The organism is Rhizobium sp. P2_G2, assembly GCF_056403555.1.
On sequence record NZ_JBFUFF010000005.1, the window covers coordinates 93,814 to 115,144 of the forward strand.

General features: G+C 60.3%; 26 protein-coding genes and 1 tRNA gene. 14 read left to right on the top strand and 13 right to left on the bottom strand.

The window, feature by feature from the left end; genetic code table 11:
- Nucleotides 1-4 precede the first annotated feature (4 nt).
- From AC1D06_RS06330 to AC1D06_RS06345, 4 genes are all read right to left on the bottom strand, one after another.
- Entirely contained in the window at nucleotides 5-601 is a 597-nt protein-coding gene (locus AC1D06_RS06330) for a nucleoside deaminase (protein WP_477985596.1), read from the bottom strand.
- A 130-nt stretch (nucleotides 602-731) separates the two neighbouring features.
- Complete coding sequence (locus tag AC1D06_RS06335) at nucleotides 732-1,004, bottom strand: hypothetical protein (RefSeq protein ID WP_477985597.1); 273 nt, start codon at nucleotides 1,002-1,004, stop codon at nucleotides 732-734.
- Nucleotides 1,001-1,285 carry a type II toxin-antitoxin system RelE/ParE family toxin gene (locus AC1D06_RS06340; RefSeq protein WP_477879030.1) on the bottom strand — a complete coding sequence of 95 codons (285 nt, stop codon included), beginning with the start codon at nucleotides 1,283-1,285 and terminating at the stop codon, nucleotides 1,001-1,003. Before AC1D06_RS06340 ends, AC1D06_RS06335 begins: the two co-directional genes overlap by 4 nt.
- Nucleotides 1,282-1,494, bottom strand: coding sequence for a hypothetical protein (locus AC1D06_RS06345; protein WP_477985598.1), 213 nt, complete (start codon nucleotides 1,492-1,494; stop codon nucleotides 1,282-1,284). Before AC1D06_RS06345 ends, AC1D06_RS06340 begins: the two co-directional genes overlap by 4 nt.
- A 185-nt stretch (nucleotides 1,495-1,679) precedes the next feature.
- Here AC1D06_RS06345 and cysG point away from each other — a divergent pair, with 185 nt between their 5' ends.
- From cysG to AC1D06_RS06365, 4 genes are read left to right on the top strand one after another with little or no spacing between them, the layout of a single operon-like run.
- Nucleotides 1,680-3,116, top strand: coding sequence for a siroheme synthase CysG (cysG, locus tag AC1D06_RS06350; protein ID WP_477985599.1), 1,437 nt, complete (start codon nucleotides 1,680-1,682; stop codon nucleotides 3,114-3,116).
- Nucleotide 3,117: 1 nt separating this feature from the next.
- Nucleotides 3,118-3,396 carry a DUF2849 domain-containing protein gene (locus tag AC1D06_RS06355; RefSeq protein WP_477680024.1) on the top strand — a complete coding sequence of 93 codons (279 nt, stop codon included), beginning with the start codon at nucleotides 3,118-3,120 and terminating at the stop codon, nucleotides 3,394-3,396.
- A gap of 43 nt (nucleotides 3,397-3,439) precedes the next feature.
- On the top strand, nucleotides 3,440-5,113 hold the full coding sequence (locus tag AC1D06_RS06360; protein WP_477985600.1) for a nitrite/sulfite reductase: 1,674 nt from the start codon (nucleotides 3,440-3,442) through the stop codon (nucleotides 5,111-5,113).
- Between the two features lie 14 nt (nucleotides 5,114-5,127).
- A complete protein-coding gene (locus tag AC1D06_RS06365) occupies nucleotides 5,128-5,625 on the top strand; it encodes a DUF934 domain-containing protein (protein WP_477985601.1) in 498 nt (165 codons plus the stop codon).
- Nucleotides 5,626-5,721: 96 nt separating this feature from the next.
- Here the strand turns inward: AC1D06_RS06365 and AC1D06_RS06370 are convergent, their stop codons facing one another.
- On the bottom strand, nucleotides 5,722-6,147 hold the full coding sequence (locus tag AC1D06_RS06370) for a nuclear transport factor 2 family protein (protein WP_477985602.1): 426 nt from the start codon (nucleotides 6,145-6,147) through the stop codon (nucleotides 5,722-5,724).
- A 335-nt stretch (nucleotides 6,148-6,482) separates the two neighbouring features.
- Between AC1D06_RS06370 and AC1D06_RS06375 the strand changes: the two genes are divergently transcribed.
- The gene (locus AC1D06_RS06375) at nucleotides 6,483-7,301 is read left to right on the top strand and encodes a ferredoxin--NADP reductase (RefSeq protein WP_477985603.1); all 819 of its coding nucleotides are present in this window, start codon (nucleotides 6,483-6,485) and stop codon (nucleotides 7,299-7,301) included.
- 9 nt (nucleotides 7,302-7,310) lie between these two features.
- Here AC1D06_RS06375 and AC1D06_RS06380 read toward each other — a convergent pair whose 3' ends face one another.
- Entirely contained in the window at nucleotides 7,311-7,952 is a 642-nt protein-coding gene (locus AC1D06_RS06380) for a GntR family transcriptional regulator (RefSeq protein ID WP_477985604.1), read from the bottom strand.
- A gap of 144 nt (nucleotides 7,953-8,096) precedes the next feature.
- Nucleotides 8,097-8,876 (bottom strand): NAD kinase, encoded by a 780-nt coding sequence (locus tag AC1D06_RS06385; RefSeq protein ID WP_477985605.1) that lies wholly within the window; start codon nucleotides 8,874-8,876, stop codon nucleotides 8,097-8,099.
- Between the two features lie 279 nt (nucleotides 8,877-9,155).
- On the opposite strand from AC1D06_RS06385, the gene cobF reads away from it, so the two are divergent.
- The 5 genes from cobF (at nucleotide 9,156) to AC1D06_RS06410 (ending at nucleotide 13,781) form a co-directional block, all read left to right on the top strand.
- Nucleotides 9,156-9,926, top strand: a complete 771-nt coding sequence (gene cobF / locus AC1D06_RS06390; protein WP_477985606.1) for a precorrin-6A synthase (deacetylating) — start codon at nucleotides 9,156-9,158, stop codon at nucleotides 9,924-9,926.
- A 156-nt stretch (nucleotides 9,927-10,082) separates the two neighbouring features.
- The gene (locus AC1D06_RS06395; protein WP_477879040.1) at nucleotides 10,083-11,657 is read left to right on the top strand and encodes a hypothetical protein; all 1,575 of its coding nucleotides are present in this window, start codon (nucleotides 10,083-10,085) and stop codon (nucleotides 11,655-11,657) included.
- On the top strand, nucleotides 11,654-12,286 hold the full coding sequence (locus tag AC1D06_RS06400; RefSeq protein WP_477985607.1) for a precorrin-8X methylmutase: 633 nt from the start codon (nucleotides 11,654-11,656) through the stop codon (nucleotides 12,284-12,286). Before AC1D06_RS06395 ends, AC1D06_RS06400 begins: the two co-directional genes overlap by 4 nt.
- Nucleotides 12,283-13,020: a precorrin-2 C(20)-methyltransferase gene (locus tag AC1D06_RS06405; RefSeq protein WP_477985608.1), complete on the top strand. Its 738-nt coding sequence runs from the start codon at nucleotides 12,283-12,285 to the stop codon at nucleotides 13,018-13,020. Before AC1D06_RS06400 ends, AC1D06_RS06405 begins: the two co-directional genes overlap by 4 nt.
- Entirely contained in the window at nucleotides 13,017-13,781 is a 765-nt protein-coding gene (locus AC1D06_RS06410; RefSeq protein ID WP_477879043.1) for a precorrin-3B C(17)-methyltransferase, read from the top strand. Before AC1D06_RS06405 ends, AC1D06_RS06410 begins: the two co-directional genes overlap by 4 nt.
- On the opposite strand, the gene AC1D06_RS06415 is transcribed toward AC1D06_RS06410, so the two are convergent.
- Nucleotides 13,745-14,515, bottom strand: a complete 771-nt coding sequence (locus AC1D06_RS06415; RefSeq protein ID WP_477879044.1) for a cobalt-precorrin-6A reductase — start codon at nucleotides 14,513-14,515, stop codon at nucleotides 13,745-13,747. The genes AC1D06_RS06410 and AC1D06_RS06415 overlap by 37 nt on opposite strands.
- On the opposite strand from AC1D06_RS06415, the gene cbiE reads away from it, so the two are divergent.
- Together cbiE and cobM are read left to right on the top strand one after the other, a co-directional pair.
- Nucleotides 14,514-15,755 carry a precorrin-6y C5,15-methyltransferase (decarboxylating) subunit CbiE gene (cbiE, locus tag AC1D06_RS06420; RefSeq protein ID WP_477879045.1) on the top strand — a complete coding sequence of 414 codons (1,242 nt, stop codon included), beginning with the start codon at nucleotides 14,514-14,516 and terminating at the stop codon, nucleotides 15,753-15,755. The genes AC1D06_RS06415 and cbiE overlap by 2 nt on opposite strands.
- 9 nt (nucleotides 15,756-15,764) lie before the next feature.
- Nucleotides 15,765-16,529 (top strand): precorrin-4 C(11)-methyltransferase, encoded by a 765-nt coding sequence (gene cobM, locus AC1D06_RS06425; RefSeq protein WP_477879046.1) that lies wholly within the window; start codon nucleotides 15,765-15,767, stop codon nucleotides 16,527-16,529.
- 4 nt (nucleotides 16,530-16,533) lie between these two features.
- On the opposite strand, the gene AC1D06_RS06430 is transcribed toward cobM, so the two are convergent.
- Complete coding sequence (locus AC1D06_RS06430; RefSeq protein ID WP_477985609.1) at nucleotides 16,534-17,733, bottom strand: hypothetical protein; 1,200 nt, start codon at nucleotides 17,731-17,733, stop codon at nucleotides 16,534-16,536.
- A gap of 216 nt (nucleotides 17,734-17,949) precedes the next feature.
- Here AC1D06_RS06430 and AC1D06_RS06435 point away from each other — a divergent pair.
- Nucleotides 17,950-18,025: transfer RNA gene (locus AC1D06_RS06435), tRNA-Thr, on the top strand.
- A gap of 351 nt (nucleotides 18,026-18,376) precedes the next feature.
- On the opposite strand, the gene AC1D06_RS06440 is transcribed toward AC1D06_RS06435, so the two are convergent.
- A complete protein-coding gene (locus AC1D06_RS06440; protein ID WP_477985610.1) occupies nucleotides 18,377-18,679 on the bottom strand; it encodes a hypothetical protein in 303 nt (100 codons plus the stop codon).
- A gap of 9 nt (nucleotides 18,680-18,688) precedes the next feature.
- Nucleotides 18,689-19,102 carry a hypothetical protein gene (locus AC1D06_RS06445; RefSeq protein WP_477985611.1) on the bottom strand — a complete coding sequence of 138 codons (414 nt, stop codon included), beginning with the start codon at nucleotides 19,100-19,102 and terminating at the stop codon, nucleotides 18,689-18,691.
- A 90-nt stretch (nucleotides 19,103-19,192) separates the two neighbouring features.
- Here AC1D06_RS06445 and AC1D06_RS06450 point away from each other — a divergent pair, with 90 nt between their 5' ends.
- Complete coding sequence (locus AC1D06_RS06450; RefSeq protein ID WP_477985612.1) at nucleotides 19,193-19,423, top strand: helix-turn-helix domain-containing protein; 231 nt, start codon at nucleotides 19,193-19,195, stop codon at nucleotides 19,421-19,423.
- 256 nt (nucleotides 19,424-19,679) lie between these two features.
- Here the strand turns inward: AC1D06_RS06450 and AC1D06_RS06455 are convergent, their stop codons facing one another.
- Complete coding sequence (locus AC1D06_RS06455) at nucleotides 19,680-20,840, bottom strand: hypothetical protein (protein ID WP_477985613.1); 1,161 nt, start codon at nucleotides 20,838-20,840, stop codon at nucleotides 19,680-19,682.
- A gap of 44 nt (nucleotides 20,841-20,884) precedes the next feature.
- A complete protein-coding gene (locus tag AC1D06_RS06460) occupies nucleotides 20,885-21,322 on the bottom strand; it encodes a hypothetical protein (protein WP_477985614.1) in 438 nt (145 codons plus the stop codon).
- Nucleotides 21,323-21,331: the final 9 nt, after the last annotated feature.

The following is a 21,331-nucleotide window of genomic DNA, read 5'->3' on the forward strand; positions in this document are numbered from 1 at the left end:
GGTCTCAGTTCAGCGGAATGGCGTTGTCGTCCTTGGAGGACTGATAGGCATCGGACATCTCGGCATAGGCTGCCTTTATGGCGTCGATGCGGGTGGCGAATTCGCTTTTGTGGCCGGGAGCAGCGATCTCAGCGAGCTCGGCAATGGCAAAGCTTCTCCAGAAAGCGTTGCTCCGCCGATAGCCGCCGGGCTCCAGCCCAAACACCTCTTTGAGGATTTTCAGGTCATGCGGGATGGCGAAGGCGTCGCGGCTATCCTCATGGCTGAAGAAATAGAAGAAATTGTCGAAACCGGCCCAGGTGATCGCCGACATGCACATCGTGCAGGGTTCGTGGGTGGAGAGGAAGATCAGATCGCGTGTATCCGGCCGGTCCGGCATTTCGTAAAAGCGTTTCAGCGTGTGAACTTCACCGTGCCAGAGCGGATTCTCCGTCTCGTTATTGGTTTCGGCGAGCACCAGCGACAGGTCAGATTTGCGCAAAAGTGCTGCGCCAAACACCTTGTTGCCCGCCTCCACGCCCCGCCGCGTCAACGGAATGATGTCGTTTTCCATCACGGACAGGAGGCGCGAGACGAGGGCATCATTGACGGCGTAGGACATTTGGGGGCTCCGATGGCTGTCGCGACCTTAGCTGGTCAGCCGCCGGATTGGAAAGGCTTCGGCGGTGCAAGCAACAGATTATTCGGGCGGCCATTTCTGCGCCCAATGATTTGCGTCACTCGTCGCAATCTCAGGTAACCCTCACGAGAATCGCAGCGCGACGGTTCTCGCAACGCTTCAGCGCTTCATCATGAGAAAACCATTTGGCAGCCGGATCGCTTGCGCGATCCAGTCCTTCCTGCACTTTGCGCAAGAACCACTGGTCGTAGGTTTCTTCTTGACTGTGTTTTGGCGACGGCGCGTCTCGGACATCGGAAATCTCATTTCTATCGTCGAGAAGAGGACGGTGCAAAAATAGCGATTTTCGATTGCTACCGAAGTTGGTTCGAAGCGCAAGTGTCACTTCAGCGGCCGCCTCTGCGACGAATGCAGGATGCGGAGGACGACGATCTCCTCTTCACGGACCGAGTAAACGGCAATGTAGGATGTACCCGCGAGCACCATCTCTCGTGTGCCTGCAATCCGACCGGCTTTCCAACCTGTCGGAAATGTCTTCAGCAATTTGACTCGTGTTTCAATCTCATCGCGGACCTCCAAGGCCGCGACCGGATTTCTTTCAGCGATGTATTCGGTAATATTTTCGATATCTGCTTCGGCGTCAGAAGACCAGCGAAGCTCTGTCACTCAGGCTTCCGGGCAGCGGCCAGCAACGCGGCTCGTTTTTCCCGCCAGCGAGCATCGTGCTCTTCCTCGCTGATCAGAACTGCGGACCCGTCCTTCAATCTGGCAATCGTTTTCTCGACTTCCGCGCGGAACCATTCATCGTGGCCGCTCGGAGCATCATCCGATGAAAGCGCAGTGGATATCTTTGAATGTGCGGCCATGATGATCACATACCTTTACTTGCGTGATCATAGGCCATTTTACCGAAATCCTCAACTCGACTGCTCGGCAGATATTGCTCTTAAACCCCGAAAACCGAGGATAAGAATATACTTATTCCGCCCTTGTCGGATTTCTGTTCCTTCACTTTTGCCACGCTATGAAAGATAGTGCAGCCTCTCGAAAGGGTGTGTGTATGTCAAATCGCGACGATCAGCTGTCTGTCTTTCCGGCCTTTTTCCGCGTCGAAGGGAGAAATGTCGCCGTGATCGGCAATGGCGATGAGGCGCTGGCCAAGGTGCGGCTGTTGATGAACACGCGCGCCAAGATCACGCTGATTGCCGATCGGCCAGAAGCCGCGTTGATGATGTTGGTGATCCAGCAGGATATCCGCCATGTCGCGCGCGCTTTCGAGGCCAGCCTGATCGAAGACACGCAATTGGTCTTTGCCGCCACCGGCGACCACGAAGCGGACCGTGATATCGCTGAAGTGGCGCGGGGACTAAAAATCCCGGTCAATGCCGTCGATCAGCCCGAACAATGTGATTTCCTTACGCCTGCCATCGTCAACCGTGCGCCCGTCGCCGTGGCAATCGGCACGGAAGGGGCAGGGCCGGTGCTGGCGCAGATGATTCGCGCCCAGATCGACCAGATTCTCTCGCCGTCGCTCGGTCCGCTGGCGCGGCTGGCAGTGCTCTACCGCGACGCCGTCGACCATGTCTTGCCAAAGGGCGTCACCCGCCGCGTTTTCTGGCGGCGGTTCTTTTCCGGTGAGGTCGCGGATGCTGTCAGCCTCGGTCGCATGGCCGAAGCCGAGCGTGAGGCGACGCGGCTTCTCAACACCATGGACGCGGTCAAGGGCCATGTCTGGCTGGTTGGTGCAGGCCCTGGCGCCGAGGACCTGCTTACCCTGCGCGCCCAGCGGGCGATGATGGAGGCTGATGCCATCGTCTACGACGCGCTCGTGCCGCAGTCGATCGTCGAAATGGGCCGCCGTGACGCAGATCGCATTCCTGTCGGCAAGCGCAAGGGCTGCCATTCCAAATCACAGGAAGAAATCAACGATCTGCTGGTCACGCTCGGCAGTGCCGGAAAGCGCGTCGTCCGGCTGAAATCCGGCGATCCGCTGATTTTCGGCCGCGCCGCCGAGGAAATGACTGCGCTCCGTGGAGCCGGCGTCAGCTATGAGATCGTGCCGGGCATCACCTCCGCCTTCGCCGCCGCCGCCGATTTCGAACTGCCGCTGACGTTGCGTGGCGTCGCCTCGTCGCTGATCTTTACCACCGGCCATGACCTGACCGGAGACGTGCTGCCGGATTGGGCCAGCCTTGCCATTTCCGGTGCTACGATTGCCGTCTATATGGGACGCACGGTCGCGGCCTCCGTGGCAGGCCGTCTGATCGGCGCCGGTCTGCCGGGCGACACCACCGTTGCCGTCATCGAAAATGCCAGCCGCCGCGACCGGCGCATGCTGCACGGTGTGCTCGCCGACTTGCCGGGTCTCGATGGTCGCGATGATCTGACCGGGCCGGTCATGGTGATTATTGGTGATGCCGTGGCGGGCGCCAACCTTGACAATTCGGAGCCTTTGCTTTCAAGGCAATCCGTGCCCGCCGAGACTTCCGGAGTTTGATATGGCCCTGCAGATTTTGACCGCCAACCGGCTGACGGATGGCATTGCCGTCTGGTACGATGTCGACGGTCGATGGAACGAAAGCATAGCCCGTGCCCAGATCGCCCATACCAAGGAGGATGTGGAGCGGCTTGAGGCAATCGGCAAGAAAGCTTTCGCCGACAATGTCGTGCTCGACGTCAATCTGATCGACGTCGAGGTGAACAATGGCTTCATTCGGCCGCTTCGGCTACGCGAACGCATCCGCGCCGAGGGGCCGACGATCGATTACGTGATCTGACGGCGTCCGCGCCGGCAAACGAATGCACTGAGGACAGAGTGTAATGTACCGCTACGATGAATTCGATCATGCCTTTGTCGCCGGTCGTGTCGCGCAATTCCGCGACCAGGTGGAGCGACGCCTCGCCGGCGAAATCGCCGAGGATGCCTTCCGGCCGCTCCGCCTGATGAACGGCGTCTACCTGCAGCTCCATGCCTATATGCTGCGCATCGCCATCCCTTATGGCACGCTGAATTCGAAGCAGATGCACATGCTGGCGCATATCGCGCGCAAATATGACCGCAGCTATGGCCACTTCACCACACGCCAGAACATCCAGTTCAACTGGCCGCGGCTGGAAGATACACCTGATATCCTTGCCGATCTGGCATCGGTCGAAATGCACGCCATCCAGACCTCAGGCAACTGCATCCGCAATGTCACGGCCGATCACTTCGCCGGCGCTGCTGCCGACGAGGCTGCCGACCCGCGCCCCTATGCCGAAATCCTGCGTCAGTGGTCGTCCGTGCATCCGGAATTCACTTTCCTGCCGCGCAAGTTCAAGATCGCCGTCACCGGCGCCGATTATGATCGCGCCGCGATCCAGGTGCACGACATCGGCCTGCACCTGAAGAAGAACGACAAGGGCGAGATCGGGTTCGACGTCTATGTCGGTGGCGGCCAGGGCCGTACGCCGATGGTGGCGAAGAAAATCCGCGAATTCCTGCCGGAAGAGGATCTGCTGTCCTACATCACCGCGATCATGCGGGTATATAACCTCTACGGCCGCCGCGACAACAAGTACAAAGCGCGCATCAAGATTCTCGTCCATGAGACCGGCGTCGAAAAGCTCTCGGCCGAGATCGAGGAAGAATTCAAGACGCTCAAGAATGGCGAACTGACGCTGCCGGAAGCCGATGTCGAGAAGATTTGCAGCTATTTCGCTCTACCGAACCTGCCCGAACGCGCGGAAGGCTGGGCAAACCTGGCGGCCTGGAAGAAGGCTGACCCGGATTTCGCCCGCTGGGTGGATTTGAACGTCAAGCCGCACAAGAACCCGGATTACGGCATGGTGACGATCTCGCTGAAGCCGATCGGCGGCATTCCCGGTGATGCCAGCGATCGGCAGATGGACCTGATCGCTGATCTCGCCGCAGAATATGCCTTCGACGAAATCCGCATCAGCCACGAGCAGAATGTCATCTTCCCGCATGTGGCGCTGGCCGATCTCGAACCGCTCTACCGCGCTCTGCAGCCTGCCAATCTGGCGACTGCCAACAACAACCTGATCACGGACATCATTGCCTGTCCTGGCTTGGACTATTGCGCCTTGGCGAATGCCCGCGCGATCCCGGTGGCGCAGGAAATTTCCGAACGCTTCGGCTCGCCCGAGCGGCAGGCCGAGATCGGTGAGCTGAAGATCAAGATTTCCGGCTGCATCAATGCCTGCGGCCATCACCATGTCGGCCATATCGGGCTTTTGGGCGTTGAGAAGAAGGGCACCGAACTCTACCAGATCACGCTGGGCGGTTCGGCCGACAACGAGACATCGATCGGCGAAATCATCGGCCGCGGTTTCGAGCCGGAAAAGGTGACGGATGCGGTCGAGGTGGTGGTCGATACCTATCTCGGCCTGCGCTTGTCGTCCGAGGAGACTTTCCTTCAGGCCTATCGCCGTGTCGGCCCCCAGCCGTTCAAGGTCGCCCTCTATGGCGGCAATGCCGCCGAAGCCGCTTGAGACCGGAGCACAGAATGACCAGAATTTGGAATGAATCCGGCTTCGTCAGTGACGACCCATGGGTGATCGAGACCGAGGAAAACAAGGCCGGCGTCAACGAGAAGCCTATCCTGTCGCTGAGTGCCTTCATTGAAAAGGCCAAGGCCGGGGAAACCGCTCTCGGCGTGCTGATCAAGCCGGCCGACAATGTCAGGGACCTTGCGCCTTACCTCGATAACATCGCCATCGTTGCCGCCTCCTTTCCGGCCTTCAACGATGGCCGCGCCTTCAGCCATGCCTCGATCCTTCGCGAGCAGCTTGGCTACAAGGGCGAATTGCGCGCGGTGGGCGACGTGCTGATCGACCCGATTCCGCTGATGCTGCGCGTCGGCATCACCAGCTTCGCCGTCACCAATCCGGTGGCGCTCAAGCGGTTGGAAGAGGGTAAGCTGCCGGGCATCACCAACCATTACCAGCCGACCGCACGGCCGTCGCAGAACCCGCATTCCTACAGCTGGCGGCGGGTTTCGTAAAATCCGTCTGGCACCGTCAGACCATCTGACCGACGCCATCCCGGCTTGTTCTGAAGATGCACAATAGTCGCGCGACAAGTCGTTGCGCGATTTCCCCTATTTGGTAGCTTTCTTCTTTGAATTCTTCTTTTTCATGAATTCATCCACCGCGAACGTGTCGACGAACTGCAGATATTCAATGATGAGGTCATCCTTGAATGTCAGTTTATCGACCACCTGGGTGTCTGCTATCTTGGAACCATCAGGAATATAGATGACGTCACCGCGGCGGTGCACGTAGATCGTATCTTTACTCTGGTGTTGGGTGACGATCTTGAGCTGGCTGAGATCCCAGGCCGCAAACAGCATTGTTGCCGCTTGTTCAATTTCCTCTTTTCCTACCCATCGTTTGGTGAGCGCATCGAGCTTGTCTGTGCCGACGATCTGGAATGTACAGTCCGGATGAATGTAACTGAGGTGCTTTTCTTGCTCGGATTTGGCCCGCGCATCATAGAATTTCCTCAGCACTTTCTTATTGCCCATTGGAAGTCTCCCCGTTTGGTAACGAGAAATGTGCGCGCAATTTTCGCGGGTCGCAACCATGAACATTGTGCGACCTGATGAAATCGGCACGCATTTGCGAAGTGATCCACACAGGTCAGGGGGCAAAACTCTCTTCAGGGGCAAATTCATTCGTACACAAACAATTTTCTGGAAATCCTCGTCATTTCGGCCTATGGTCGAATGCGTGAATTCATGGATATTCAAAAGCCTATTCCGCCTGGCTTCATGGCATTGGAAACCGATGCCTTCAATATCCATCGCCGATGTAATATCTGCCTAGTTCGAAATTGCACATGCTGAGGAATCAGGACTTCATGAACGCGCCCGCACTGAACAAGGAAATCATCTCCGCCGCCATCCCGGCCGGTGTCTATGCCGAAACGGTCACGGCCGTGCAGCATTATACCGACCGTTTGTTCCGTTTCCGGATGACCCGGCCGGCCGATTTCCGTTTCCGTTCGGGCGAGTTCGCGATGATCGGCCTGATGGTCGAGGGCAAGCCGATCTACCGCGCCTATTCGGTCGCCAGCCCCGCCTGGGACGAGGAACTGGAATTCTTCTCGATCAAGGTTCCGGATGGCCCGCTCACCAGCCACCTACAGAGCATCCAGGTCGGCGACACTGTGCTGATGCGCAAGAAGCCGACAGGCACACTGGTCAATGACGCGCTGCTGCCGGGCAAGCGGGTCTATATGTTCTCTACCGGCACCGGCATTGCGCCCTTCGCCAGCCTGATCCGCGACCCGGAGACCTACGAAAAGTTCGACGAGGTCATTCTTTGCCATACCTGCCGCGACGTCGCGGAGCTGCAATATGGCTTCGATCTGGTCGAGGAAATCCGCAATCACGAATTCCTGTCTGAAATCGTCGGCGACAAGCTGAAGCATTATGCGACCGTGACCCGGGACCCGAGCTATCCGCACCAGGGCCGCATCACCGACAATATCCGCTCCGGCAAGCTGTTCACCGATCTCGGTGTGCCGCCGCTCGATCCGGAAACCGACCGCGGCATGATCTGCGGCTCGGCGGCGATGCTGAAGGAAACCAAGCAACTGATGATCGACGCCGGCCTGGAAGAGGGTGCCAACAGCAGGCCCGGCCAGTTCGTCATCGAACGCGCCTTCGTCGACTGAAAGCCCCTGTCACCGATCGGTGACGGCGCCTGTCGCGGCCATGCCGCAGACCAGCGCCGTCATTTCTTTTTCGGCCGCTTCGGCATCGCCGGAGAGCAGGGCGCGGATCTCCCGCACATGCAATTCGACCGCTTGCTCCAGCGTCTGCTGTGTGGCGCCGGCGAACCAGTAGCGCCGTGAATGTGTCTGCAGCGACGCCAGGGCTTGCGCGATAAATGGATTGGGACAATTCTCTTCGAGGATTTCGTCGAAAATCTTATCGGCGCTCAGAAATCCTTCGTGGTCGCCAGTGATCGAGCACTCCGTCATCTGCTTGGCACAGTCGATCAGTTTTTCGCGCGCTTCCGGCAAGATGTGGCCGGCCATCAGCCGCGCCGCGAGCGGTTCGAGCTGCCGGCGTGTCTCCATGATCATCGCTGGTGCCGCCGGATCGAGCGCTGTGATCATTAGCCCCGCACGTGGACGCACGGCTATCAGGCCCTGCCATTCGAGCTTCTGGATCGCCTCCCGCACGGGCGTGCGGCCAAGTGCGGCAAGTGCGATCAACTGCTTCTCCGTCACCAGCGAGCCGGGCGCCAGCTTCAGCGTCACAATCAGGCTTTCGAGCCTGCGATAGGCGAGGCGGCTATGAGATTCCACGGCTTCAGGCATGATTTTTACCAAATTGATATATCAGAGGATCGCGTGTCGCAAACAGGCCAGATGTATAGTTGATATATCAGTGGGCATTGCAAATGGATAGAGACGTCGCCGACGACGCTATCAAATGTCACAGGTTTGAGTGTTCAGCTTGATTTAGACGTCAGTCGAGAACTGTTCGGCGAGAATGCGGTCGGACCATGAATGGTCGGGATCGGAAAGCAGCTTGGCGGCCCGTCCCAAGGATTGGGTGATCGTCACCTCGATCACTGACTTGATTTCTGTATTGTCGGCGACCGCATTGACCGGCCGCTTGACCGGTTCGAGCACGAAAATCTCCACTTTGACCTTGTCGGGCAACAATGCCCCGCGCCAGCGCCGCGGCCGGAAGGCGCTGATCGGCGTCAGCGCCAGAAGCGGCGCTTCGAGCGGCAGGATCGGTCCATGCGCGGAAAAATTATAGGCGGTCGATCCGGCTGGCGTCGACAGCAGCAGCCCGTCGCAGATCAGTTCCGGCAGGCGCTCATGGCCGTCGATGATGACGCGCAGCTTGGCCGCCTGGTAGGACTGACGGAACAGCGACACTTCATTGATCGCATAGGCGATGGCGCTATTGCCGTCGGCGTCGAGCGTCTGCATCTTCAACGGCCTGATGGAGTTCTCGACGGCGACGGCGATGCGGTCGAGCAGCTTCGCGCTCGAATATTTATTCATCAGGAAGCCGACCGAGCCGCGGTTCATGCCATAGACGAGCTTGCCCGTGTTCATCGACGAATGCAGCGTCTGCAGCACGAAGCCGTCGCCGCCGAGCGCCACGATCACCTCGGCATCCTCCGGCGCGACATTGTCATAGAGCCCCATCAGTTCCTCGCGCGCCGCCTGGGCTTCATCGGCGGTGGAGGCAACAAAGGCAACGGAATTGAAGGTTCGGGGCATGGATCTTCGCTTGCTGCACTCTGGGACGCCTAAATGAGCTTGGTTTCCAGATATTTGCAAGCTCGCCTGGCAAAATGATGCTGGTTTTTGACAGGCGTTTGACGCCGGACGACGTTTGCAGCAAAAGACCGCGTGGCCATGCATGCCAGAATGGGCTGAGCAGGTTCCGGAAAAGTGTCCAACGGTTTTCCGGCAAGAACCTGCGACAAAGCAAAAGACCAGGCGGATGAATCCTCGGCTTGCCGACGAAAGTCTGCTTAGGAAATATGAGGTTATCAAATGCGGCATATCCTGATCGTGGGAATCGGTTCCGGCAATCCGGAGCACATGACCGTGCAGGCGATCAACGCGCTCAATCGCGCCGACGTGCTGTTCATCCCGACCAAGGGCTCGAAAAAGGCCGAGCTTGCCGACGTCCGCCGCGATATCGTTGCCCGCTATGTCTCTAGCCCGAAGACCCGGGTCGTGGATTATGCCGTGCCCGTGCGCCAGACAGCCGGCCGCAGCTATGGCGAAAGCGTCGATGACTGGCACGCGGCGATCACCGACATCTATTCAGGCCTGTTCCGCGACGAATTGGATGAAAACGGCACCGGCGCCTTTCTGGTCTGGGGCGATCCGATGCTCTATGATTCGACGATCCGCATCATGGATCGGGTAAAGGCTGCGGCGAGAGTGCCGTTCGACTATTCCGTCATTCCCGGCATTACCAGCCTGCAGGCGCTCTGCGCCTCGCACAAGATTCCGCTCAATCTCGTCGGCAAGCCCGTGGAAATCACCACCGGACGCCGGCTCAAGTGCACTTTCCCGGAGCATTGTGAGAGCGTTGCCGTCATGCTCGACGGCCAGCAGGCCTTTCTAGAGATAGACGACCCCGAGGCTTCGATTTACTGGGGCGCCTATCTCGGCACCGAGGACGAGATCGTCATCGCCGGCAAGCTCCCGGAGAAGAAACAGGAAATTCTCGACACCCGCGCCCGCGCCCGCGAGCAGCACGGCTGGATCATGGATATCTACCTGCTGCGCAAGGGTGAGGATTTTGACGATTGATCCGGCGCAAGGCTTCGCTTGCGCATTGAGTTGAAAAGCAGTCTAACCAATCGCCGAGCAGGAATGATAGCGATGCCCAGGCTCGCCCCACAGCCGCCCACCCCTATTCCGGCGCCCGCAGAGCGCCGCGGCGCCTGCCCGACGCTGGCCAAACCTATGCAGACCGGCGACGGCCTGTTGGCGCGCCTCAGGCCTGTCAACAACCGACTAACGCTGGAGCAATTGCGGCTGCTGGCGGAGGCCGCCTCACAATATGGCAATGGTATTGTTGAGATCACCGCGCGCGGCAGTTTGCAGGTGAGGGGGCTTCGCGCGGAGACCGTCGCGCCGTTCGAGGCGGCTGTTCGGGCTTCGGGCATCGATATTTCTACCGGACTTGTCGAAACGCCGCCGCTTGCGGGGATGGACTCGGACGAGTTGGTCGACATGCGGCCGGTTGCCGAGGCGCTGCGCCGGAGCGTCGAGGAGCACGTTCCGCCTCTGGCGCTGGCGCCGAAGCTGGCGATTACCCTGGATGGCGGCGGGATGTTTCACCTCGGCGGTGTCTCGGCGGACGTGAAGGCTGAGGCGTTCTTGCACAGGGATGGGGATAAGATCGAATTTCTGCTCTTCGTCGGTGGACGTGTGTTCGGTGTCGTCACGCAGGATGGGCTTGTTGGGACGATTGTCGACATTCTCAATAGGATCGCGGCGATCGGGCCAGCGGCGCGTGGGAAAGACGTGCGGTTTTCGGAGATCGAGAGACCTGCCCTTAAGTCAACGGAAGCCCCATTGGTCGGTATTTTCCCGCTTATGGTAGATGTAAGCGCTTGTGGCTCACCCCCCTCTGTCCTGCCGGACATCTCCCCCTCAAGGAGGGAGATCGGGTGGGGCGCGGACATCGCGTCATTGAAACGTCCCGGAGAAACAGGAGCGACACCTGAGGATCAGAAGACTTCCATTAGGCAACTGATTGGCAAGACAAGTGTTCTCGACCAGCAAGAGTTTGCCCCAACTGCTTCGGCAGCCGTAGTTGTTGAGGGCGCCGCTAGCCAATCTCCCCCCTTGAGGGGGAGATGTCCGGCAGGACAGAGGGGGGTATCACTCGACAACACCGAAGCGGAACTCTCCGAGCAAAGCCCTGAAGCCAATTTCGCCCTCGGCCTAGCCTTCCCCTACAGCCAGGCAACCACAGACACGCTCATCGCCCTGACGGATGCAGCACAGGCCCACAGCGCCGCGGAAATCCGCCTCTCCCCCAACCACGGCCTCTTCCTCACAGGCCTCACGCAACGTGAAGCATCCCAACTCCAACAACATGCCGTAGCGTCAGGCTTCGTCACCAGCCCGCACGACCCGCGCCGCGCCATCGCCCTCTGCGCCGGTGCACTCGGCTGCGCCTCGGCCTTCTACGACACACACACGCTCGCCGCAAAAATCCTCTCCCACGCCCCGGACCTGCTCGACGGCTCCATCGCCCTCCATCTCTCCGGCTGTGCCAAGGGCTGTGCCCATCCGGCCGCCGCCCCGCTCGCTTTTGTTGGTGCGCGGGAAGGCTATAGCCTTGTCGTAAATGGCGCGGCTTCCGGTCAACCCGCAACCTATATTGCGGAAAACGACATCGATGCCGCACTTCAGCGCTTGCAAGCGCTCGTGCGGCAAAGCAAAGAGAGCGGCGAAACGGCGCATGCCTGCCTTGATCGGCTAGGCGAGCGTGCCATTGCCGCTGCTCTGCAACTGGACAGGACATGATCGAATACGACTATATCCGCGATGGAAATGCGATCTACGAGCAATCCTTCGCCATCATCCGTAGCGAAGCCGACCTTTCGCGTTTCAACGAGGCTGAAGCCGATGTGGCGGTCCGCATGATCCATGCAGCCGGATCGGTCGAGGCGGTGGGTCATTTCGAGTTTTCGCCCGATTTCGTCGCGTCGGCCAGCACCGCCTTGAAAAATGGCGCCCCGATCTTCTGCGATGCACAGATGGTCGTCCATGGCGTCACCGCCGCCCGCCTGCCGGCAAATAACGAGGTGATCTGCACGCTGCGCGACCCGAAGACATCGGAGATTGCCAAGGAGATTGGCAATACCCGCTCCGCCGCCGCGATCCGGCTCTGGGGTGAGCGGATGGCCGGCTCGGTCGTGGCGATCGGCAACGCACCAACCGCGCTCTTCTACCTGCTCGAACTCCTGCGTGACGGCGCGCCGAAACCGGCAGCGATCCTTGGCATGCCCGTGGGTTTCGTCGGCGCCGCCGAATCCAAGGCGGCGCTTGCCGAACAATCCTACGGCGTACCCTATGCCATCGTCCGCGGCAGGCTGGGCGGCAGCGCCATGACGGCCGCGGCCCTCAATTCACTTGCGAGGCCCGGCCTGTGAGCGACACGAAGATTGGAAAACTGATCGGCGTCGGCACCGGTCCCGGCGATCCGGACCTGCTCACCGTCAAGGCGGTGAAGGCCATCCAGAGCGCCGATGTGCTCGGCTGGTTTGCCAAGGAAGGCAAGCGTGGCAATGGCCGCGGCATTGTCGACGGCCTCGTGCCGGAGACGACGATCGAACTGCCGCTCTACTATCCGGTGACGACCGAGATCCACCGCGCCAAGCCGGAATATGTCCATCAGGTCACTGCCTTTTACGAGGAGTCGAGCGCTGCGATTGCGGCGCATATCGAAGCAGGCCGCACCGTTGCCGTGCTCTCGGAAGGCGATCCGCTCTTCTACGGCTCCTACATRCATCTGCATGTGCGGCTCTCCCAGCGCTATCCGACCGAGGTCATTCCAGGCGTCACGGCCATGTCCGGCTGCTGGTCGCAAGCGCAATTGCCGATCGTCCAGGGCGACGATGTCCTCTCCGTCCTGCCCGGCACGATGGACGAGCACGAACTCGTCCGCCGCCTGCGTGACACGGAAGCCGCGGTGATCATGAAGGTTGGCCGCAACCTGCCGAAGATCCGCCGGGCGCTGGCCGAAGCCGGCCGCATCAATGATGCCCACTATGTCGAACGCGGCACCATGGCCAACACCTGGATGACGCCGCTCGCCAGCAAGTCCAATGACGAGGCGCCGTATTTCTCGATCGTGCTCGTGCCGGGCTGGAAGACCAAGCCATGACCGGCACGCTTTACGTGATCGGCACCGGCCCCGGCAATCCCGAGCAGATGACGCCGGAAGCGTCGCATACGGTCGAGAAAGCCACCGAGTTCTTCGGCTATTTCCCCTATCTCGATCGCCTGTCACTGCGAGGTGACCAGATAAAAGTCGCCTCCGACAATCGCGAGGAACTGGATCGTGCCAATGCCGCGCTGACGCGCGCTGCCGCTGGCGTGTCCGTCGCCGTCGTTTCCGGCGGCGATCCCGGGGTCTTCGCCATGGCGGCGGCCGTCTGCGAGGCGATCGAAAAGGGGCCGGCAGAATGGCGAGACATCGATATCGTGGTGACGCCGGGCGTGACGGCCATGCTCGCGGTTGCGGCCCGCGCCGGCGCGCCGCTCGGCCATGATTTCTGCGCCATGTCGCTCTCCGACAACCTGAAGCCCTGGGAGATCATCACCAAAAGGCTGAGGCTTGCCGCAGAGGCCGGGCTGGTGATCGCGCTCTATAATCCGATCAGCAAGGCGCGGCCCTGGCAATTGGGCAAAGCCTTCGACGTGCTGCGTGAAACCCTGCCGTCGACCGTGCCGGTGATCTTCGGCCGCGCCGCCGGCCGTCCGGACGAACGGATCGTCGTCAAGCCGCTGGGCGAAGCCGATGCCGGACTTGCGGATATGGCGACCTGTGTCATCATCGGCTCGCCGGAAACGCGCATCATCGACCGCGGCGAAAGACCCGGCCTTGTCTACACGCCGCGTTCCCTTTCGGGCGACAGCAAGTGAACGATCGTTTCGAGCGCAGTCCTGGCATCATGCACGGTCTGGAGACCGGCTGCTGGTTGCCGCTCGACGATAATTACGGCAATGCCGAGCGCCCGGGCCGCCTCGATCTTGGCATAGGTCGCGGAGCCGCCGCTGTTCTTGGTGACCAGCGTGTCTATCCGGTTCTGCCGGAAGAGCTCGGTTTCGTCCTCCACCGTGAACGGGCCGCTCGCCAGGATATAGTCAGCCTGCGGCACCGAAAGCGCCGGCTCGACCGGATCGACGCTGCGCACCAGGTAATCGTGCTGCGGCGCCGCCGAAAAATGATGCGCCTCCTGCCGGCCGATCGACAGGAAGACGCGGCGCGGTGTCTCGCCCAGGGCCACGACTGCGGCTTCGATCGAGCCGACCGAGATCCAGCGGTCATCCGCCTGCCGCACCCAGCCGGGGCGGCAGAGCGCGAAAATCGGCACATCGGCAGTACGGGCGGCTTGCGCCGCATTGGCCGAAATCCGGTTGGCGAACGGATGGGTCGCGTCGACGATAAGGTCGATCTTTTCGTTTCGCATGTAGTCCGCCAGCCCCACAGCGCCGCCGAAACCGCCGATGCGGGTCGGCACGGGCAGGGGCTTCGGCGCTTCCGTGCGGCCAGCAAGCGAAACCACCGTATCCAATTCCGGCCGTCCGGCCAGCAATTCACACAGGCCGCGTGCTTCCGTCGTGCCACCCAGGATGAGGATTCGCTTTCTCGCCATGCCTGATCTGTCGAACCCTTCTCATGCAAAACACCGCTGGCTGACGATCATCGGCCTCGGCGAGGACGGTATAGCGGGCCTCGGCGACGAGGCCAAGCGGCACATTGCCGAGGCCGAATTCGTCTTCGGCGGCAAACGGCATCTGGAACTGGCGGGATCGCTGATCAGGGGGCAAGCCGAGAGCTGGCTTTCACCGATCGAAGGCTCGGTCGCGCGCATCAAGGCGCTGAGCGGGCGAGGGGTTGTGGTGCTGGCATCCGGCGATCCGTTCTTTTTCGGCATGGGCGCCACGCTGTCGCGCAGCGTCGATCCCTTGGAAATGCTGACGCTTCCCGCACCGTCCGCCTTCAGCCTGGCGGCCTCGCGACTGGGCTGGCCGCTGCAGGATGTAACGACGGTATCGCTGCATGGCCGACCGCTTGATCTCATCCGTCCATACCTGCAGCCATGTGCGCGCATCCTTGCTTTGACCTCGGACGAGAAGGGACCGGCCCAACTTGCCGAACTGCTGACGAAGAGCGGTTTCGGCCCGTCGTTGCTCGTGGTGCTGGAGGCCTTGGGCGGTGCTTCGGAGCGCGTCGCGCGCCACGTCGCATCCGAATTCGCGCTCGCGTCTGTAAACCCGCTCAATGTCTGTGCCATCGAGGTCGAAGCCGTCCCAGATGCGCGCATCCTGCCACTGGCTCCCGGGCTAGATGATGGCCTTTTCGAACACGACGGCCAGATCACCAAGCGTGAGGTCCGGGCGCTGACGCTCTCGGCGCTCGCACCACGCAAGGGCGAACTGCTCTGGGATATCGGCGCCGGCTCCGGTTCGATCGCCATCGAATGGATGCTCCGCCACCCGGCCATGCGCGCCGTCGCCATCGAGGGCCATGCCGAGCGCGCTGCCCGCATCCGTCGCAATGCCGACAATTTCGGCGTGCCGGGCCTCGTCGTGATCGACGGTACAGCGCCCGACGCGCTGGCTGGATTGCCGACGCCTGACGCAATCTTCATCGGCGGCGGCGGCAGTGAAGCCGGCGTCATGGAGGCCGCCATAGCCGCGCTCCGGTCGGGCGGCCGGCTGGTCGCCAATGCCGTGACGACCGAAATGGAAGCCGTGCTGCTCAAGCAACATGCTGCGCGCGGCGGCAGCCTCATCCGCATCGATATCGCCCGCGCCAGCCCCGTCGGCACCATGACCGGCTGGCGACCGGCCATGCCGGTGACGCAATGGTCCTGGGTAAAGCCCGAATAGGAAACGACAATGACCGTTCATTTCATTGGCGCCGGTCCCGGCGCCGCCGACCTGATCACCGTGCGCGGTGCCAAGCTGATTTCAGAATGCCCGGTCTGCCTCTATGCCGGCTCGATCGTCTCGCCGGAATTGCTTGGCTACTGCCCCGAAGGCGCCCGGATCGTTGACACCGCACCAATGTCGCTCGACGAGATCGAAGCGGAATATCTTCGCGCCGCCGCCGACGGTCGTGATATTGCACGCCTGCATTCCGGAGACCTTTCCGTTTGGAGTGCTGTCGCCGAACAGATCCGCCGGCTCGAAAAGCATGGCATTGCCTATACGATGACGCCGGGCGTGCCATCCTTTGCCGCCGCCGCGGCGGCACTCCGCCGCGAGCTGACCATTCCCTCGGTCGCCCAGAGCCTGGTTTTGACGCGTGTCTCCGGCCGCGCTTCGCCGATGCCGGAGAAGGAGACGCTTGCCAATTTCGGCCAGAGCGGTGCGACGCTCGCCATCCATCTCGCCATCCACGCTCTGCCGCAGGTGGTCGCCGAACTGACGCCGCTCTACGGCGCCGATTGCCCCGTCGCCATCGTCGTCAAGGCAAGCTGGCCGGACGAGCGCATTGTCCGCGGCACGCTTTCCACCATCGAGGCAAAAGTCGCCGAAGAACCGATCGAGCGCACCGCGCTGATCTTCGTCGGCCCCGGCCTGGCGGCCGAGGATTTTCGCGAGAGCTCGCTCTACGACCCTGGCTACCAGCGGCGGTTCCGAGGCCGAACCACGTTCTGACGGATCAATCCGCTTCGACCATGCGCGTCAAATGCCCGTCTGATCCGAAGCCGACAAAGCCGCCGTCCTTGAGCTGGTAGATGCGGCTGCAGGTCTTGAGGAAGCAGATCCTATCGCCGTCATCGCGCATCTCTTCGTGAAAGGTGCTGTCGTCGGCCGTCACGGTGGCCATCGACAATGAATATTGTTCGACTGTCACCTGGCCATAGGCGCCGGTGACGATGAAGGTCCTGTTGTTGAGCTCAGAGAGCGAGACCAGCCGTGCGCCGCCGTCCAGCGCATCCTGTTCGGTTGCCACCGACCGGCTGTCGGTCTTTGAGGCCGGGATCGACGTGTCGCATTGCATCGTCCTCGGCTGTTCCAGAAACGTATCGAGGCAGCCACCATAGATATAGTCGAACTGCGGCATCCAGCCACCGCCATGGCCGAGGAAGCCGGGAGGCTGGTCGATCACCATCGCGGCGACATGATTGGCGGCAAATGTATCGCGCGTCACTGGCCCGCGGCCGCCGGGGTCGAAGCCGTCGTCCTTGAAGAAGATCGCTGCCGTCGGCACGCGGATTGTCTTGATATTGGCTTCATACTCGGTCTTGTTGAGGATGAAATAGCTGTTCGGCTTGCCCTGCCAGACGCTGGTGCCGTAATTTGCCGGCGCGGTGAGCAGCAGCGCATCGATATGCTTCTCGGCACCATTCTGCTTTGCAGCCACAACGGTGATCCAGGCACCCCAGGACTGACCGGCGACGATGACCTTCTTGTAGCCCTGGGCGTGCAGCTCATCGACGCGCTGCATCAGGTACATGGCTGAGCCGGGGATGGCATTGAGCGAATAGGGCTCGGCATTGGGGAATTTCGCCGCGATCACATCCCAGCCCGAATGGGTGTTGAGGCCATAGACATAAGGGTAGGTCGCGAGATAGTCGTCGCGGGTGCGATTGTAGCTGTCGAGCCCGTTGATGAAATAGATCACCCCCTTGGCCTCGGCCGGCCCCTTGTTCTTGACCTTGAGCGGTACATATTCGGTCAGCTTGATCGGTGTCACCGGCGGCTGGCGAACGGCCGTCGCCCCCGATTCTCCCTTTTTGCTGCTGGTGGCGACCGGGTGCACCTTGATCGCCTCGCCCGATCCGGTTTCGGCAAAGGCCTGCCCGAAGGCGGACAGCGTGGCCAGCAACAATACAAGACCAAATTTCGGCAGTCGCATCGCGAACCCTCCAAATTTCATCCATTGCTGAAATTACGTTTCTGCCCGCGGATTCCAAGGTCCCCGTTTTGAAATTCCTCTGACGCCAGCCGTTGGGAAAAGGCGCTGAGCAAGTCGCCGCCGACAACGGCCTCAAGCCGCATTGCCCATCGGGTGCCGTAGCGATGCGTTTTTTTGCTTTACACAACATCGAAATGTGCTAACTCGGTCGCCGCTGCCCTTATAGCTCAGTTGGTAGAGCATCTGATTTGTAATCAGAGGGTCGGGAGTTCGAGTCTCTCTGGGGGCACCAAAATCTCTTTAAAATCAATAGCTTAGCCAGGACTTTATCGCCTGCGGACACGGCCCGTTTCCTGTGTCCGTCCTATGTCCGAAATGTGCGGCCAATCCGACGAATCAGCGCCGCCAAGTTGCAGGCGAAGGAACACCTCGGATTGGTCAGCGTTTGCTTCTTATGGACAACGACCAACATGAGTCTTTCCGCACCTTCGCCGCGTTAGCTGCAATCCCTTTGATTATCGTCGTGGTCTTCATTGCACTCGGCATCGCGATACATTTTCAAGGCAAGCCGTTCTTCATGGTGCCTGGATAAAAAGCCCCGCCACCGAAGCAGCGGGGCCGAATTGTACCTCGGCAAATTTGCCTACCTTCCGCCCGAATAATCAAACTCTCCCGCATAGCCGGAATAGTCCTTCTCGTCGCCATTGAGATCGAGTTCGTCGCCGTTGGGCTCGGTATCGCCACCGTCCTCGTCGTCGCAGTCGTCGGCTTCCAGGTCATATTCAAGCTGCCCGTCGATCGACTTCGGCACGCTGCCAAGGGACGGCTCCAGGTCGCCGCCTTCCTCAATATCGGGATCACCATCGATGACGTCCAAGAGCGCTATCATCTCCTCGATCATGCGTTCGAGTTCGGCCCGGCGCTGGCCGTAGACGTGGATATTCATTACCGTCTCCTATCGGGTGAAGATAAGGGCGGTGCAGTGCCCGGTTTCATGGAAAAGAAGTCTCGATTGGATGTCAAAACCCGGGTTGGCGCGGGCCATCGCTGTCTTCGTGGCTTCGACCTGCTGACGTAGGCCGTATTGAGGATCGTTCTCCAGCCGCGTCACTCGGAAGCAAATCGGCCAATCGGCTTGTTCCGATGGATAGATGACCGCATGAAACTGACCGTACGAGTATTCGTTCAGCGCGTGCGCAAGTTCCTCGGCAAGACGGTTGACCTTGTCGACGGGCAGCTCCGGCGCCGGCTCGGCGGCAATGGCCGGGGTGTGGCTGGTGAGCGCCAGTACGATCCCGGCCCTCAGGGCGGTACGGCGGCTGATTGACGGCACGGCTTCGCCGCCGGCCGGAACGGTGTCGTTCGGCATGTTGGCATTCCTCTAGCAATGTGTTACAACATCATGCAAATTACATGAGAATCGTCTAAAGTCAATACAATTTGCATGAGGTTCGGGTGAATGGCTATTTCAGTGGGTCAGTTGAGGGCAGCGCGCGGCTTGATCGGCTGGTCGCAACAAGAACTTGCTGAGAAGGCTGGCGTTGGCAGGGCAACGATTGCTGACTTTGAATCGGGCAAGAGAGAGCCTTACTCCACGACGGTGACGAAGCTCATGGAAACCCTTGAAGCCGCTGGGCTTGAGTTCATCCCCGAGAACGGCGGCGGCGCCGGGGTGAGGCTGAAGAAATGAAGTATCTGATTAGGTGGGCAATTTGTTGTGCCGTAGGTCTGTGGTTTTACCACATGGCGGAAAGTTCCGCGTCAGTGGCGATTGGACTGCTTGCATTCCTTGTCTTTTTCAATGGTTGGGAAATGGAGATAAAACTTAAGGAAGTCCGAAAAGCCCTGGGGATGCATACCAAGCGCTTTCTCCGCGATCTGTTGGACTGACGCTCGACTCCCGATTGCCTCTGTGCTTTGATGCAAAGGGAATGGGAGAGGGCCGCTCACCGTGAGCCGGGAGCGGTGATTGCCGTCCTGATCAATGGTAGCGTCCCGCCTGGGATCTGCCGGAGAGCGGCGTTGATCGCAGCCTTCTCTTGAGACGGTGTGATGTCGGGCGTTGCCTCGTCCACCTTCGAAAGCTGATGGCGCGTCATCGCCGCGATGATGGTTGCCAAGTCGCTGAACAAGCCAGCCGTGGGACCGGCAACGGCGCCGATCGGATCGCGGCTCGCGAAGCGCGTCGGGGAGCCGGAATGATCCTTGTCATGGGCGATGCGGGAAAACATGCTCGATATCGAGACGTTGGGTCCGCCAAGCGAGGCCGACACCTTATCGGCCGTGTTGCTCACTTCGTAGGGCAGGAAGAATATTCCGGCGCGATCGAGGCCGTCGCCGATCCACTTGCCAGGATTTTGCAGCAGATTGTTGGCCTTCTCATAATCATTTCGCTCGATCATCTTCAGGTATCCGACCATCATCCCGACCATCGTCCCGAAGAGCATTCCCTCCAACAGGCGCCGCGGACGTTCTTGCAAGCCGGCGATCAACACGCGTTGATGCGAGGCAAGGCCGAAGCTCTTGAACTGCGTCAGAATCCTGCCTGTATTGCTTTTCATCCATAGGGGAATGTCGCCCATCCCGGGCTTAACAATCGTTCGATCCGTATCCTTGTTAAGTGCCGCTCCGAATGTCCGCCGTGCAAGCTCGTCGTCCCATTCGCTGACATTGCCGCCACGAATGTCTTGCTCCGTCATGCCATGCTGCTTGAACTGGTCGGCGATGCGCTGTGCCATCTCTTCATCAATGCCGAGATAGGCCATGGATGCCTTCTCGCGAGTGCCGAGGCTTCCCCAATCCTGCACATTTCTCAGGATGCGGTTTTCCGTCATTACCGCGGCGATAGTGTTCATCATGTCGGTCCAATGACCGATGAACGTTGCCCGAGTGAAGGTGTTCGCGGCGTTGTCCAGGAACCGTTCGAACCGGTTTCCGAACCGATAGGGATCGTTCAGATCAGCCATCGAAGCAAGGCGATGTTGCATCACGGTTTCGGCGACCGCGCCAAGGTCTTTTGCATCCTGCTTGGCAATCTTGATCGCACGGACATTCGACACCAGGATCGGCAACGCCTCTTTCATCGTTGCTGTGAGCCCATGAACCATGGGGATTCGTGTCGCGTCTGTCRGACTGGAGAGCGTCACGCCCATCAGATGATTTCCTTTTCCAGTGGTAACCCCATGCCGGCGAATGGTGCGAGCAGAAGCAATGCTTGCGCGTCCGCAAGTCCGCACTCGCCATGCACATCAAGCTTGAACATTTGTGCTATGGCGCTCTCAGGGATCGGAACGAGCGTGGGCGGGTTTAGCTGCCCGAACAGACAGACCCGCTCGCCGTTGGCCTCGTATATCCCGAGGAATATCTTCACGAGACCGGCATAGCCTTCCATCGACAAGGCGTTGACGAACCTTGCCCACGGACCATCGAAACCATTCAACAGCACGGAAACGACGTCGAGCGGCCGGACAGGCTCGCCCGGCTCCATGATCAGCAACGCGCCGGATTCGATCRGGCCGCCCATGCACTCGCCGTTGTATTCCACGGCAAGGGCTGCGGGCGTGTCGTATTGCGCGGCGGCGAGTGTCATGGTGGTTCC